Source organism: Alteromonas lipotrueae, assembly GCF_019249255.1.
GTDB lineage: Bacteria > Pseudomonadota > Gammaproteobacteria > Enterobacterales > Alteromonadaceae > Alteromonas > Alteromonas lipotrueae.
In genome coordinates this window covers 27,236-43,411 of the sequence record NZ_JAESDJ010000011.1, presented here as the reverse complement: position 1 = coordinate 43,411, position 16,176 = coordinate 27,236, and the positions used below count along the sequence as shown (strand labels likewise).

The window sequence follows — 16,176 nt, the reverse complement described above, 5'->3', positions numbered from 1 at the left end:
TACTATAGCTTCTAACAGTTAGTGTGCAGATGCCTCGCCCGCGCCTTTCGGATAGCGAATGCTCTCTACCAACTCTTGGATTTCTTCCGGCGCCTCATCGGTAAACTTAAACACGATGAAAGCAACAAGGAAGTTAACCATCATACCCAAGGTACCAATACCTTCTGGAGAAATACCAAACCACCAGTTTTCAGGTACATTTGCCGCAGGGTTCACAAACTTGAAGTAAATAATGTAGGCAGCAGTGAAAGCAATACCTGCAACCATGCCCGCAATTGCGCCTTTATCATTCATTCGTTTGCTAAAGATACCCATAATAATGGCAGGGAAGAAACTGGATGCCGCCAGACCGAACGCGAAGGCGACCACCTGCGCCACAAAGCCCGGTGGATTTATCCCAAAGTATCCCGCAATAACAATGGCTACACCCGCCGCAAGTCGTGCATAAAAAAGCTCGGACTTATCGGTAATATTGGGCGCAAAGTTGCGCTTCAACAAGTCATGAGACACAGATGTGGAGATAACAAGCAGTAAACCTGCGGAGGTAGACAGCGCTGCGGCAACACCACCTGCGGCAACTAATGCAATGACCCATGCCGGTAAATTCGCAATTTCTGGGTTAGCCAACACCATAATGTCACGGTCGACTTTCATTTCGTTGCGCTCATCACCAGAGTAAAACATCACACCATCACCGTTCTTATCGTTGAACTCGATAAGCCCAGTTTGCTCCCAGTTTTTAATCCACGACGGTGCTTGCTCGTAACTTGTTCCGGTTAGCTCAGGCCCGTTAATGGTTTCAATCATATTCACTCGAGCAAACGCAGCCAGCGACGGCGCAGTGGTATACAAAATAGCAATAAACGCGAGTGCATAACCAGCAGACTTACGTGCATCATGTACTTTCGGTACGGTGAAGAAGCGAACGATAACGTGAGGTAATCCAGCCGTACCTACCATCAATGCAAAAGTAATAAAGAAAACATCAATGGTACTCTTAGTGCCGGACGTATATTCATGGAATCCGAGCTCTACCGACAGGTTGTCGAGTTTCTGCAAAATATGCATCCCTGACCCATCTGCGAGCGTGGCGCCGAACCCCGTTTGTGGAAGAATATGGCCTGTTACCATGATAGAGATAAATACCGCAGGCACAATATACGCAAAAATCATTACGCAAAACTGCGCAACTTGGGTATAGGTAATGCCTTTCATGCCACCTAGCACCGTATAGAAAAACACGATAACCATGCCGATAACCACACCAACCACGATGTCGACTTCTAAGAAACGACTAAATACTACGCCCACTCCTCGCATTTGCCCTGCCACATAAGTAAAGCAAACAAAGATGGCACAGAAAACCGCAACGGTTCTTGCGGTCTGTGAATAGTAGCGGTCGCCAATAAAATCCGGTACAGTAAATTTACCGAATTTACGTAGGTAGGGCGCTAGACACAAGGCAAGTAATACATAGCCTCCTGTCCATCCCATTAGGTAAACTGCGCCGTCGTATCCCATAAAGGATATAAGTCCGGCCATTGAAATAAATGACGCTGCCGACATCCAGTCTGCAGCGGTAGCCATACCGTTTAATACGGGAGGTACACCGCCGCCAGCAACGTAAAAGTCGTTAGTAGAACCCGCTCTAGCCCATACAGCTATGGCGATATATAGCGCAAATGTTGCGCCTACAATAATAAATGTTAGTAGTTGAACGTCCATGGTATTACTCCTCGTTTACGCCATAACGTTTATCCATCGCCTTCATCTTTGACATATAAACAAAAATTAGAGCGACGAACACATAAATGGAACCTTGTTGCGCAAACCAGAAGCCCAGTTTAAATCCAAAAAAGTGGATATTGTTTAGCACATCGACAAACAAAATGCCGGCGCCAAACGACACCGCAAACCAAACGACTAAAAGCTTGGCAAGGAGAGACAAGTTCTCCTTCCAATACGCTTTTTTGTCGTCATCATTTCTAAATGCCATTGTTCCGTCCTCATGTCAGGTTAATCAATTGTTTTATTTTTACATTTTCCTAACGCCCGGCTTTGCTAACATTATTGCCAAGCTTTCTCGTTCAGACCAACTGGCCTTAGACCGGCAAAAGTCAAGCACTTAGGAGCACGATGTATACTCTAGACCTCACCATTAAAATTCCAAATGAGACCATGGTCGTAGGTAGACCAAGGTCGAAATGCTTATAATGCACACAGACTTGTTAACTTTTGGTTAAAGGAAATTCATGACGTTCGGTTGGGTTACGCTTGCGGTACTGTATTTATTTTTGCTTTTTTCTTTGGCGAGTTGGGGCGATAAGAACTCGCCGCGAGCACGAGCGTTAACCTCGCACCCAGCGATCTACTCGCTGGCACTCGCAATATATTGCACGGCGTGGACATTTTTCGGCATGGTGGGTCAAGCCAGTCGCGACACATGGATTTACCTGCCTATTATGTTAGGGCCAATCTTGGTCTATGTGCTCGGGTACCGATTTATTTATAAGCTGACGCTGGTAAGTAAAAAGCAACATATCACCACAATTTCTGACTTTATCGCGTCTCGTTATGGGAAGCGCCAAACCGTCGCTCTGCTAGTGACCGTTATCGCACTACTGGCAACCATTCCCTATATTGCGTTGCAGTTAAAAGCGATTGGCTCCACTTTTCAGCTGTTAACCCAACAGCCTAATAGTAATTTTATCGTAATTGCTGCCACTACGTTTATTGCTGTATTTGCGATTTATTTTGGTACTAAACATGCCGATGTAACCGAGTACCGCAGAGGGTTAATGCTCGCTATCGCCTTTGAGTCTACTATTAAGTTACTGGCGTTGGTGTTAGTTGCTTTTGTGGGCTACAGCGCGTGGCGACAAACCGAAACAGGCCCTTTTCTAGAAACCTTTGTGAATACAGCTGCACTTTCACAATTTAGCTCATTCAACTTTATCGCCCAAACCATCATGGCCGCGGCTGCCATTGTATGTCTGCCTCGACAATTCCATGTGGCGGTGATTGATAACCTTAGTCTTTCGCATTTAAAAACAGCCCGATGGTTGTTTCCCCTTTATCTCGCAATTATTTCTACGGTTATTCCCATTATTGCTATTGCGGGTAAAGCTATTTTTGCTGGCGCCAGCGTTGAGCCAGACTCCTATGTATTGTCACTCGCCATGTTCTCTGGCTCGGCCTGGCTACAGGTTATTGTATTTGTAGGAGGGTTATCAGCCGCAACTGCAATGATTATTGTGGCAACCCTAACCTTAAGCACCATGTTAACCAATGATGTGATCTTGCCCCGCTATTTAGCGTTTCGAGGAAACTCTGCGCAAAAAAGAGACTTCTCTGCGCAGATACGCCTTATCCGGCGTATTGTTATTGGTTTTATATTGCTAATGGCGTTCCTATACCATCAACAAATGACCAGTAGTCGCTCGCTACACTCAATTGGACTTATCGCGTTTTCATTAGTTATTCAGTTAATGCCAGCGATCCTCGGTGGATTATATTGGAAGCGCGCGCATGCCCATGGTGTGTACGCGGGCTTGTTAGTTGGAATTATACTTTGGGTGCTGTGGTTAGTGTTCCCACTGGTAGGAAAGCAAACATCACAATTTGCTAATAACGAGCTTATCAGCCAAGGTGCGATGATAAGCCTTGGTGCTAATACCGTGATGTATATTATTTTCTCTTGGTTTGCCCCGCACCGGCTCATCGACAGAATTCAAGCCGAAGCCTTTGTGTCTCCTGCTGTGGTTAAAAACAGTGTAGTAAAGGGGCCAAATAGTAATGTAACGGTATCTGATCTTATTACGCTACTATCGACCTTTATGGGCACAGGTCGATGCGAACAGCTTATTGAGCAATATCAGCATCTCAACAGTTGTATCTTGAACCATCAAGCTTCTCCCGATGAAGACTTTCTTACGTTTTGTGAACGGGCGCTGGGGGGGGTTATCGGTGCTTCCAGCGCCAAAGTGTTATTAGACAGTGCACTGCGTGGCAAGAAAATGGACTTCACGGAAGTGATTAACTTTTTCGACGACACCACACAGGCCATGCAATTCAATATGACCGCGCTGCTGACCTCGTTGGAGAATATGGACCAAGGTATTAGCGTAGTGGATAAACATTTAAATTTAGTGGCTTGGAATAAGCGGTACGCAGCGCTATACACCTATCCTGAAGATTTTCTTGCGGTGGGCATACCGATTGAGAAACTTATTCGCTTCAATGCATCACAGGGGGAATTTGGCAAACTGGACGTAGAAGCGGAAGTCGAAAAGCGCCTAGAACATTTGCGCTCTGGTACCCCCCACCGATTTAAACGACAACGAAAAGATGGCCGCGTGATAGAAATGGTGGGCAATCCCTTACCTGGGGGCGGCTTTGTTACTAGTTTCAATGACATCACCGATCACATTGAGATTCAACAAGCCCTTGAAGAATCTAACATCGACTTAGAAGCCAGAATTAAACGGCGTACCGAAGAAGTGCATACCATTAACGCCGAACTGCGGCTTGAAATAGAGCGTCGCTCTGGTGCAGAAACTGAACTTATACGCGCTAGAAAGGCAGCTGAAGATGCAAATGCCAGTAAAACTCGCTTTCTGGCACTTGCCAGTCATGATGTACTTCAACCTCTCAACGCCGCCAAGCTATATATATCAGCGCTAGAGGAACAAGAACTATCGAATGGGGTACACGAAATTATTCAAAAACTGCATCACTCAGTGACCTCAAGTGAAGCACTTATCGGTACGCTTTTAGACATTTCACGCCTAGATCAAGGTGAAATGAAACCAGATATTGAGCCCGTGGATGTACACGCTCTGCTCAGCCCGCTTATCGACGACATAAGAATGCGGGCACTGGAAAAAGGCCTTTCACTGCGCGTATGGGTGAAACCCCTATGGGTAATGGCGGATAAAACCTACTTGTACCGAATTATGCAGAATTTGCTGTCAAATGCTGTGAAATACACCCAAAATGGTAAAGTTGTATTGGTTATAAAACCCGTAAAATCAGCCGTTTCTTTTCGTGTTTACGACACGGGAATTGGAATTTCGGAAGATAAAAAAGATAACATCTTTAGTGATTTCTACCGCATTAATCAAAGTGCAGAGCATGGTATTGGCTTAGGTCTAGGCGTGGTACGTAGGTTAAGCCAACAGTTGGGTAGCGATATAACCGTGTCGTCCTCACCGCAAAAAGGTAGCTGCTTTACCTTTACCCTACCAAAAGCTCAGCCAGGCTCTTCAACAAGTACGGCAGCTAAGCCTAAAAACACAACCTTCACTGGACTGCAGGTACTTTGCGTAGATGATCAACGGGAAAACTTAGATGCAATGCAAACGCTGCTAGCGCGCTGGGGTGTCAAGGTGATGGTGGCGGGGTCTTGGGATGAAGCCCTTGCCCTTATTGAGCAAACATTACCTCAGATATTATTGATGGACTATCAATTAAGCCACGATGAAACGCAAAACGGCTTAGCCTTAATAGACAAGATTAGGTTCCAGCTTGATGCCATATTACCCGCCGCGCTTATCACAGCCACACCAGATGAAGATTTAGTGGCTAAATGTAAGGAGCAAGGGGTTAACTACCTATCTAAGCCGCTAAAACCTGCAAAACTAAGAGCGTTACTTCAAAGCATGACTCGCCATATTCGGGAGTCACACTATACCGATAGCGACTAAATTTGCGGGTCGCTTTTCACCCTGCTCTTTTTCGTCGGTTTATCGGTTTTTTCTTCTATTTTACCCGCCGTCTTTGGGGTTACTTTACCCATGGTGCCCCACGCTGATTTGGGATTAATAAGCACAGGACGAGTTAAAATTAGGTTATTGGGGTACATGAGGGTTTCGCGCTCAGAAGTAACCAGCCGAGTACTAAATGGCCCTAAGTCAGCAATATAACCCTCTATAAAATTATCGCCATCGAGGATACGAATAAAATTTCCTCGGCGATACGCAACGTTCGTCAACAGTATGAAGTAAGCGGTAATATTGCTTATTAATGACCAGCTGGCGAAAAGCGCTACTCCAGTTACCGTGATAATAGAGGTTGATAATACCAATAGGCCTGAGAAGTCTATTCCCCACGCAAGCAGCAATAACGCTAGCGATACTGTAGCCACGATAACTCTTGCGGCAAATAATCCTTTGATTGCGCTGGTAGACTTTAATTTGGTTTTCTCGATATTGGTTTCAAGTTTGGGTAGGATTTTTCTTGAAGCCGCCAAATAAAAAAGCAAAACCAACCCACTCCAAATAAGGTTTGATTGGTAGCTCGTAAGCCAAATCAATACCTCTTGCCACCACTGCATCATAGTAAAAAACTCATTATATCCTCATGTTACCCCATGCTATCGCGTAACGATTTTGAGTTCATCCAGATATTACTGTCGCCACCACAATAATAATTCGTAAGACCATTAATAAAAGCTGCTTTATGATGCGCGCCAATTCGCTGTACAACGACTAATCTGGCTATGCACCTAAAAAGGTGCTAATGATTAAACAGCACTTTTTTAAAAAATTTATAACCACAGGCAATTTACAATGCGCATAGCGATTTTATCCCGGAATTCTCGTCTCTATTCTACCTCTCGTTTAGTAGAAGCAGGTCGTGCTCGCGGTCATGAAGTAGATGTTATTGATACCATGCATTGCTATATGGATATAACCAGTTCGCGGCCATCTGTGCGCTATAAAGGTAAACGCCTGCCTTATTACGATGCGGTTATTCCTCGCATTGGTGCTTCTGTTACTTTTTACGGCACCTCTGTGGTACGTCAATTCGAAATGATGGGTACTTACAGTGTTAATGAGTCTGTGGCAATTAGTCGTTCTAGAGACAAGCTACGTTCTCTACAATTACTATCGCGCAAAGGCATTGGCATGCCGCGTACAGGCTTTGCCCATCACCCTGATAAAATAGAAGACGTGATAAAAACCGTGGGTGGCGCACCAGTGGTCATTAAACTGCTTGAAGGTACCCAAGGTATTGGTGTGGTATTGGCTGATACCCATAAAGCGGCTGAATCAATTATTGAAGCCTTCATGGGATTAAATGCCAGTATCTTAGTTCAAGAATTTATCAAAGAGGCCGGTGGCTCTGATATTCGATGCTTCGTGGTAGGCGGTAAAGTCGTTGCCGCGATGAAACGTCAAGCTGCACCGGGTGAGTTCCGCTCTAACCTTCATAGAGGCGGTCAAGCCAGCTTGGTAAGACTAAGCCCAGATGAACGCAAAACTGCCGTAGATGCAGCCAAGACTATGGGCTTGAATTGTTGTGGTGTAGACATTTTACGTTCAAACAACGGCCCCGTGGTAATGGAAGTAAACTCGTCGCCAGGTTTGGAAGGCATTGAAAAAGCCACTAACAAAGATGTCGCCGGTATGATCATTGAATTTATTGAAAAAAGTGCAGAGCCGCACAAAACGAAGACGCGAGGTAAAGGCTAAGTGGCAGTGGATAATTTAGTCATTGGTGGGCAAAGTATCGCGCCAGGTGAATCGGTTAAAATTGAGCTGGAGATGCCCCCATTATACACCGCGACAAACATGAGTATTCCCGTTTATGTTACCCGAGGTAAACGCCCTGGTCCTACTATGTTTGTGAGTGCCGCTATTCACGGTGATGAACTAAATGGTATTGAGATTGTAGGCAGACTCATTCGCTCACGGGCCATTGAACGGTTAAGAGGTACCCTTATCGCGGTGCCCATGGTTAACGTGTATGGCGTGTTGAACCAGTCTCGCTATTTGCCAGATCGCCGCGACCTAAACCGCAGCTTTCCTGGCAGCAAAAAAGGCTCGCTTGCAGGTCGACTAGCCAACTTGTTCTTGAAGGAAATTGTGCAAAAGTGCGATGTAGGCATAGACCTGCATACTGGTGCAATCCACCGCAGTAATTTACCGCAAATTCGCGCAGACCTAGACGACCCTGAAGTACTAGAGATGGCAAAGGCGTTTGGCGTTCCCGTATTATTAAATGCTGAGCTGCGGGAAGGTTCCTTACGAGAAACCGCTAGCGAGAGTGGCGTTAAAATTTTGCTCTATGAAGCAGGGCAAGCCCTTCGATACGATGAGTTCTCAATTCGAGCTGGGCTTCGCGGTATTATTAATACCATGCGTCATTTGGGTATGCTGAATAAGAGCCGCAGTAAAGGCCATAGTATTGAACGGTTTATTGCCCGCCAAAGTGGCTGGATACGGGCAACAGAAAGTGGCTTTGTTACCCATTTAGCCCAATTGGGCGACCATGTGAACAAAGGGGATAAATTGGCGACTATTGCCGACCCATTTGGTGGGTATTTGGCCAGTATTGAAAGTCCAGCCGAGGGCGTGGTGGTGGGTAAACAAAACATACCACTGACTCAAGAAGGAGAAGCGGTATATCATATTGCCTATTTCTCACAACCCGATACAGTGGCAGAACACGTTGAGTTATTGCAAGACAACCTGCTACCAGGTGAAGCGGAATATACTTGATTTAAGGCGAATACATGACAAATAAGAAAGTAGTGGGTGCGGTTGAGTTATGCGACCTTCCTGCCTTTACCATCACAGATTTAAATGTTCGGGTTGATACTGGCGCAGCAACCTCCTCTTTGCACGTAGATAACATTGAAGAGTTTGATGTAGATGATGAATTGTGGATACGCTTCGATATCCACCCTGATATTCATAATGTTGATAGAGTGGTAAGAAGAGAAGTAAAAGTTGAAGGAAAAAAACGGGTAAAAAGCTCAACCGCCACAAGAGAGAAGCGTTATGTGATAGTAACGCCTATAATCATGGATAGTGTGCAATGGGATATACAGTTAACCCTAACAGACCGCTCTGAAATGACCTACCTTATGTTACTTGGCAGAGAGGCCATGAGCGGCCGCTTTTTGGTAGATCCTGAGCACGACTTTTTACTAACAGGGAAGGATTAATAGTCGATACAATGATAGGACATACGATTAGCCGAACTATACTTACGTCAACACTCCTACTGCTAAGTGGCTTATTCACTCCACTAGGTCTAGCTGGCGAGGTCACTCACTCGTCTAGCCTAGAAAAGAACAGTAAAGCAGCGTTGCCTCATAGAATGCTGCGCCTTCCTAATGTTCACCCTGGTCGAGATCCCGTTTACGCATACGCCAAAACACTACTCTCAAAAGCACTGGAAGTGACAGAAGATAAGTATGGCACCTTTGAGTTACAAGTCAGTAAACAGGAAATTGCGCAAGAGCGCCAATTAAGAAGCTTAGAGCACGACATGTTAGATGTAACGTGGAGTGTGTCTTCTATCGACAGAGAAAAACAACATCGGGCAATACGTATTCCTATCATGGGCGGATTTTTTGGCAAGCGCATTATGCTTATTCGCGCCGACGATAATCGCTTCGATAACCCGTTAACGCTTGAGAGCCTAAAATCAATGCGTGCGGTGCAAGGCTACGACTGGCCTGACACCCGAATTTTTCGTCACAATGAAATTCCCGTCCTTGAAACTACTTATCAAGCATCATTTCGAATTGTCGCTGAAGGCTTTGCCGATATGTTTCCGCGCAGTGTAATGGAAATAAAACATGAATTAGACAAGCAACCTGACAGCACATTGAAAATTGAGCCCCATTTGTTGGTGTCTTACGACAGTCCTTTGTTTTACTTTGTTGCATTAGATCAGGAAGCCTTGGCTAACCGAATCAGTGAAGGGCTTACTATCTTGCTAGAATCTGGAGAATTTCAGACATTCTTAAAGGCGCAGCCTGTTTACCAAGAAAGCACGATGCTAATGCGTGGGCGTACTGAGATTGAAATTGAGAACCCTTTGTTAAGCGAACAAAGTAAGGCTGCACTTAAGCATTATCTTACTTATTTTGAACCCGCTTTGCTTGTTGAGCCTGTTGAAGTGCCGCTAGAAAAGACTAGTGATCACTTGTAGCAGGCGGCTCTAGCTCTAGTTGAGATGCAATTAATACCGCTTGAGTACGATTATTGATGCCAAGCTTTTTGAAAATGGCGGTAACGTGGGCTTTTACCGTGGCTTCGGCAATATCTAAATTATAACCAATTTGCTTGTTAAGTAACCCGTCTCGCATAAAGCACAGTACTTTGTATTGTGAAGGCGTTAGTGAAGCAACATTATCTGCAAGCTCAGAAAACTCCTCGTCAATCTCATCTACACTATCGCTTAAATTAGGTGGCAGCCATACGTCCCCATCTAAAATGGCTTGTACCGCATTGGCAATATCACCCGAGCTGGCAGTTTTAGGGATAAATCCCAGCGCCCCGGCACTCATGATTTTTGATATAAGTTGGGTATCTTCCGTGCCAGACACTACCGCTACAGGTACGTCAGGAAACAGTTTACGAATGTGAATTAACCCGAAAAGGTCGTTGCTGCCTGGCATATGTAAATCAAGCAGCAACAAGTCGATATCCTCGCGATTGAGAATATCGACTGTCGATGTTAAATCACCAGCTTCTGATAGCGTCAGCGCTGGTAAAGACAATGACAAAGCGCCTCTTAAGGCATCCCGATACAACGGATGATCATCGGCAATTAACAGGGTTGTCATTGCATTATCCTTTATGATTTGTTTAGTCGCTCCTCAATGAGTGTATCAACAACTGACGGATCCGCCAATGTAGATATATCACCAAGTTGCTCATGTTCGTTCGCGGCAATTTTACGCAAAATACGACGCATTATTTTACCTGAACGGGTTTTAGGTAGGCCAGCCGACCACTGTATTTTATCTGGTGTCGCAATGGGGCTAAGCTCTTGTCTAACCCAGTTTTTAAGCTCTGTGGTTAGCGCATCATCAACGGCAACACCGTCAATTGGGGTAACATAAACATAAATACCCTGCCCTTTAATATCATGTGGGAAGCCCACTACAGCTGCTTCGGCCACTTTGGGATGGGCCACTAATGCACTCTCAATTTCAGCGGTGCCTAAACGGTGACCAGATACATTTAACACGTCATCTACACGCCCTGTGATCCAGTAGTAGCCATCTTCATCACGCCTTGCACCGTCACCGGTGAAGTATACACCTTTGTACGCACTAAAGTAGGTACTGATAAAGCGTTGATGATCGCCATACACAGTTCTAGCCTGGCTCGGCCAACTATCCTTAATCACCAGATTACCTTCGGATGCCCCCTCAAGTTCATTTCCTTCAGCATCAAAAAGCGCAGGTTGAATACCAAAAAATGGTCGCGTAGCTGACCCAGGCTTAAGTGCTGTCGCCCCCGGCAATGGCGTTATCATATGACCACCGGTTTCAGTCTGCCACCACGTATCCATGATAGGACAACGGCTTTGACCAATTACTCGGTGGTACCATTCCCACGCTTCAGGATTAATAGGTTCACCCACTGTACCCAGTAAACGTAACGATGAAAGGTCACAGCCCTCAGCGGGTTTATCACCGTGAGCCATCAATGCACGAATAGCGGTTGGTGCGGTGTAAAGGCTGTTTACTTTGTATTTTTCTACTACTTGCGCGATACGTCGCACGTCAGGATAGGTAGGAACACCTTCAAAAAACACCTGAGATGCACCGTTAATCATAGGGCCATACACCATATAGCTATGCCCAGTGATCCAGCCTACATCGGCAGTACACCAGTAAATATCATTATCTTGATAGTCAAAGGCGTATTTAAATGTCATTGCGGTATAAAGCAAATAGCCACCGGTAGTATGCACTACACCCTTAGGGGTGCCCGTTGAGCCCGATGTATATAAGATAAAGAGTGGATCTTCCGCGTTCATTACTTCAGGCTCACACGTCGTGGAGCACTCAGCCACAAGCTCATCCCACCATACATCGTGACTTTCGTTCCACGCTACATCTTCGCCTGTCACTTTCTTAACGATTACGTGAGTAATTGAGGGGCAGGCCCCCTTTGACAAGGCCTTATCTACATTGGCTTTTAAAGGTACAGATCGCCCCGCTCGGCGGCCTTCATCTGCTGTAATAACTACCTTAGCATCGCTGTCGTTAATACGATCGGCAATCGCATTCGGCGAGAAGCCACCAAAAATAACGGAGTGAATAGCACCAATACGGGCGCACGCCAACATAGCGTATGCAGCATCGGGGACCATAGGCATATAGATAGCGACTCTATCGCCTTTAGTTATACCAAGTGATTTAAGTGCATTAGCTAATTTACAGACTTCATCATGCACTTCTTGAAAGGTAATATCCTGGCTTTCTTCAGGGGAGTCACCTTCCCAGTGAATGGCCACTTTATCAGCATTGTCTGCTAGGTGGCGGTCGATACAGTTGTAACTGGCATTTAACTCGCCGTCTTCAAACCATTTTATGGAAACATCATTGTCACCAAAATGGGTGTTTTTCACTTTGGTCGGCTTTTTAAACCATTCAAGTAAGTTTGCGTGTTCAGCCCAAAATGCTTCAGGGTGTGCTACAGAATTAGCATACATCTCAGCGTACTGAGCATCCGTTAAATGGGTCGTACTTTTAATTGCGTCAGGAACAGAAAAAATCTTACTGGCAGTCATAAAAAATTGCCTCCAATATCAATAATGTGAAATGCTTTTATATACTAAACACTGTAATGATTAGACTATAAAGTAAAAATGCGACTTTGGTCTTACGATTCATGGACTTTAGTCCTAGGAATTCGACTGCTCGCCAATTACGACTATAGTCGTATGCGACCATTAGCTTATTCCAATTTGTATCAAGGTCGGCAAACCTATAGAAGTTAACTTTGAATTTACATTTATTTAACCACACTTTAGGGCAAATATAATGAAAGCCACAATAAAAAACTCAGTGCTAGCCGTATCGTTAGCACTTGCAGCGTCTAACGCCACTCTCGTTAGCGCCGCTGCCTTAGGCGATACCAGCGTTAAATTCACCGGCTACATAAAAGCCGATGCGATGGTGAGCAACTACTCTGAGGGCACGCTAGGTTCCGGTAGTATTGGTCGAGATTTTTACATACCCTCGCTGACTCCGGTTTCAGGCGGCGATGAAGGCACCCAATTCGATGCACATATTCGTCAATCCCGCTTTAGATTTAGCACCAACACGCCAACAGCGGAAGGTGACGAAATCAAAGGGGTATTAGAATTAGATTTTATCGTCACTAGCGGTGGTGATGAACGTATTAGTAACTCTTATACACCCCGTGTTCGCCACGCCTACATTCAGTATAAAGAATGGTTAGTGGGTCAAACATGGACCACATTTATGGATGTGGGTTCCCTGCCGGAATCTCTTGATTTCATTGGTACGACAGACGGCATTACATTCGGTAGACAAGTTATGGTGCGATACACCAACGGCGGTTTACAATTGGCGTTGGAAAACCCTGAAACTACAGTAACACCCAACGGTGGTGGCGGACGTATTGTAGCTGACGATAATGCCGTTCCTGACTTTGTTGCAGCTTACACTGCTAAACAAGACTGGGGTTACGTAAAAATAGCAGGCCTTGTACGTCAACTTTCATATGATGACGGCAGTGGTATAGATGCCGATGAAACCAGTTATGGTGTCGCCTTGTCAGGAAAATACAAACTATCGAACGGCGATGATATTCGCTTTATGGTGAATACAGGCCAAGGGATGGGTAGATATTCCGCATTGAATGCCGCAAATGGCGCAGTCATCACAGCCGATGGCGATTTGGAAGCTATCGATTCAACGGGTTACGCTATTGCCTATCGTCACCTTTGGAACGACAGAATGCGAAGCAGCTTCATGTTTTCAGCATTAGATATTGATAACGACACTACTCTTACCGGCCTTAGTGTGACAGAAAGCAGCTACAGCGCGCGTGCTAACTTACTGTATTCGCCTACCAAAGCCCTTACCTTTGGTGCAGAGTACGCGTTTGCACATCGCGAAATTGAAGAAGGTTTGGAAGGTGATATGAACCGCCTTCAGGTTTCTGCAAAATACGCATTTTAATCTGATACTTATCAGTAATGAATACGGGCGCCTCTTGAGGCGCCCTTTTTATCTTCGCCTGTCTGCATACGTATTCACATTGTTTACATTTAATTTACATTCTAGTGTCTAGTTAGTTTTCTCCATGCAGTTAAATAACGTCACTAGGACTCTTTTATGATTAACCGTAAATTGCTGGCTTCCAGTGCAGTCGCTACCTTACTAGGCTATGGTATAGCCTCCCCTTTTGCGCATTCACAGCCTTCCACATTCGTGCACTTATTCGAGTGGGATTGGCAGGATGTAGCAACCGAATGTGAAACCTATTTAAGTCAAAATGGGTTTGCTGCAGTGCAGGTTTCCCCGCCCAACGAACACATTAATGTTCCTCAGTGGTGGGCTCGCTACCAGCCTGTTAGCTATGATTTAGAAAGTCGCGGCGGATCTCGCGCAGACTTTACAAATATGGTTCAGCGCTGCAACGCAGTGGGTGTAGATATATACGTAGACGCTGTCATTAACCATATGGCCGCAGGATCGGGTACTGGAACAAACGGAAATACTTTTGGGAATAAAAATTACCCAATGTACTCGCCTCAAGATTTTCACGATACCTGCTCAGTTGATGATTATGGAGACCGGTGGCAAGTTCAAAACTGTGAATTAGTCGGTTTAGCCGACTTGAAAACCGAATCTAGTTACGTACAAAGCACCCTAGCAAACTACCTTAATGACTTGGTAAATATTGGCGTGGAAGGTTTTAGACTAGATGCCTCCAAACATATGCCTGCGGCAGATATATCGAGTATCATCAATCAGGTCAACGGCTCCCCGCTTGTGTTTCAAGAAGTAATAGATCAAGGCGGTGAGGCCATTAGTGCCGATGAATATTTCTCAAATGGCCTGGTGACCGAATTTAAATACTCAGTTGAAATTGGCAATGTTTTTCGCAATGGATCACTTGCTTGGCTTAGTAACTTCGGCGAAGCATGGGGTTTCATGCCAAGCTATAAAGCCGTTGTTTTTGTTGATAACCACGATAATCAACGAGGCCATGGTGGAGGCGGTAATGTTATTACCTTTGAAGATGGACGTTTATACGACCTTGCGAATATCTTTATGTTGGCATGGCCTTATGGTTACCCCAAAGTCATGTCGAGTTACGACTTCCACGGCGACACCGATGCGGGTGCCCCATCAGTGTCAGTGCATAACAACGGAACACTTGAATGCTTTGCTGATAAGTGGAAATGCGAACATCGTTGGTCGTATATTTCAGGCGGCGTTGATTTCAGAGATAACACGTCAGATGATTTCGTGGTAACCGACTGGTGGAGCAATGGAGGCAACCAAATCGCCTTTGGTCGCGCAGACAGTGGATTTATGGCAATAAACAAAGAAAGTTATACCATGGATACCACGCTAACCACATCCATGGCACCAGGCCAATATTGCAACGTATTAACCGGTAATATTAATACCGCCAAAACCCAATGTAGCGGCGAAGTTATTTCCGTTGCCCCCGATGGCTCTGTAGCCGTGAATATTGCTTCATGGGACGCCATTGCCATTCATCAAGGGGCAATGCTAACCACAGATGAACCCAATGCAGATTGGCAACGCACTATCATTTTTGTACAAGCCACCACCGAAAGTGGGCAAGACATGTTTATTCGAGGCGGAATCGATCATGACTATGCAGCATCAAATTTAGGGCTCTCTTGCACAACGAGTAACTATGCGTGTGCCATTCCCATCATCCACAACAATATGCGCAACACGACGACGGCACCTTGGAAAGCCAACGACAATTATCTTGATTGGTACGGTGTTGAAACTAGCCAAAGTAGTGAAGCTGAAGGTAGCGCGCTTGATTGGACTACGAATAATTGGCCTTCAGCGTGGGGCTCCATTAAAACCGTCGACAATGATGGTTTTGGTGAAACACCGTTGAACCTGTGGGGCGATCATTATTGGATGCTAGATGTTCAAATGGATTGCAGTAAAACCATAAACGGTTGGTTTGAACTAAAAGCGTATATTAAAAATGGGCAAGGATGGGAAAGTGACGTAACTCAATCAGGTACGCCTTATACATCTAGTAATCATATGGCGCAGTGTGGAAAGCGCAATATGTTTGTGTTTGGGCAAAGTAGCGCCGACATAACCGCATTCTAGCGCTACACATTTAATAACTATACTCTCTCAAACTACAATAAGGCAGGCCCCGC

12 protein-coding genes are annotated in these 16,176 nt (G+C 45.2%); 7 read left to right on the top strand and 5 right to left on the bottom strand.

Going from position 1 to position 16,176, the window contains the following annotated elements; translation table 11 throughout:
- Nucleotides 1-18 precede the first annotated feature (18 nt).
- Together KYS23_RS14930 and KYS23_RS14925 are read right to left on the bottom strand one after the other, a co-directional pair.
- Nucleotides 19-1,725 carry a sodium:solute symporter family protein gene (locus KYS23_RS14930; RefSeq protein ID WP_159533362.1) on the bottom strand — a complete coding sequence of 569 codons (1,707 nt, stop codon included), beginning with the start codon at nt 1,723-1,725 and terminating at the stop codon, nt 19-21.
- Nucleotides 1,726-1,729: 4 nt separating this feature from the next.
- Nucleotides 1,730-1,996 (bottom strand): DUF4212 domain-containing protein, encoded by a 267-nt coding sequence (locus tag KYS23_RS14925; RefSeq protein ID WP_057789264.1) that lies wholly within the window; start codon nt 1,994-1,996, stop codon nt 1,730-1,732.
- Between the two features lie 256 nt (nt 1,997-2,252).
- Between KYS23_RS14925 and KYS23_RS14920 the strand changes: the two genes are divergently transcribed.
- Nucleotides 2,253-5,705 (top strand): PAS domain-containing hybrid sensor histidine kinase/response regulator, encoded by a 3,453-nt coding sequence (locus KYS23_RS14920; protein ID WP_159533364.1) that lies wholly within the window; start codon nt 2,253-2,255, stop codon nt 5,703-5,705.
- On the opposite strand, the gene KYS23_RS14915 is transcribed toward KYS23_RS14920, so the two are convergent.
- Complete coding sequence (locus tag KYS23_RS14915) at nt 5,702-6,337, bottom strand: mechanosensitive ion channel family protein (protein ID WP_218419242.1); 636 nt, start codon at nt 6,335-6,337, stop codon at nt 5,702-5,704. The genes KYS23_RS14920 and KYS23_RS14915 overlap by 4 nt on opposite strands.
- Before the next feature lie 232 nt (nt 6,338-6,569).
- On the opposite strand from KYS23_RS14915, the gene rimK reads away from it, so the two are divergent.
- The 4 genes from rimK to KYS23_RS14895 are packed head-to-tail and all read left to right on the top strand — an operon-like array spanning nt 6,570 to nt 9,948.
- Entirely contained in the window at nt 6,570-7,475 is a 906-nt protein-coding gene (gene rimK / locus KYS23_RS14910; RefSeq protein WP_218419240.1) for a 30S ribosomal protein S6--L-glutamate ligase, read from the top strand.
- 6 nt (nt 7,476-7,481) lie between these two features.
- Entirely contained in the window at nt 7,482-8,504 is a 1,023-nt protein-coding gene (locus KYS23_RS14905) for a succinylglutamate desuccinylase/aspartoacylase family protein (RefSeq protein WP_159534707.1), read from the top strand.
- A gap of 14 nt (nt 8,505-8,518) precedes the next feature.
- Nucleotides 8,519-8,953, top strand: a complete 435-nt coding sequence (locus tag KYS23_RS14900) for an ATP-dependent zinc protease family protein (protein WP_159533368.1) — start codon at nt 8,519-8,521, stop codon at nt 8,951-8,953.
- Between the two features lie 11 nt (nt 8,954-8,964).
- The gene (locus tag KYS23_RS14895) at nt 8,965-9,948 is read left to right on the top strand and encodes a type 2 periplasmic-binding domain-containing protein (RefSeq protein ID WP_159533370.1); all 984 of its coding nucleotides are present in this window, start codon (nt 8,965-8,967) and stop codon (nt 9,946-9,948) included.
- Here KYS23_RS14895 and KYS23_RS14890 read toward each other — a convergent pair.
- Together KYS23_RS14890 and acs are read right to left on the bottom strand one after the other, a co-directional pair.
- A complete protein-coding gene (locus tag KYS23_RS14890) occupies nt 9,932-10,585 on the bottom strand; it encodes a response regulator transcription factor (protein ID WP_013782560.1) in 654 nt (217 codons plus the stop codon). The two genes, KYS23_RS14895 and KYS23_RS14890, sit on opposite strands and share 17 nt — an antisense overlap.
- A gap of 11 nt (nt 10,586-10,596) precedes the next feature.
- On the bottom strand, nt 10,597-12,546 hold the full coding sequence (gene acs, locus KYS23_RS14885) for an acetate--CoA ligase (protein WP_218419238.1): 1,950 nt from the start codon (nt 12,544-12,546) through the stop codon (nt 10,597-10,599).
- A gap of 253 nt (nt 12,547-12,799) precedes the next feature.
- On the opposite strand from acs, the gene KYS23_RS14880 reads away from it, so the two are divergent.
- Both KYS23_RS14880 and KYS23_RS14875 read left to right on the top strand, forming a co-directional pair.
- Entirely contained in the window at nt 12,800-13,966 is a 1,167-nt protein-coding gene (locus KYS23_RS14880) for a DcaP family trimeric outer membrane transporter (protein ID WP_218419236.1), read from the top strand.
- Between the two features lie 156 nt (nt 13,967-14,122).
- Nucleotides 14,123-16,123 carry an alpha-amylase gene (locus tag KYS23_RS14875; protein ID WP_218419235.1) on the top strand — a complete coding sequence of 667 codons (2,001 nt, stop codon included), beginning with the start codon at nt 14,123-14,125 and terminating at the stop codon, nt 16,121-16,123.
- The last annotated feature ends 53 nt before the right edge of the window (nt 16,124-16,176 follow it).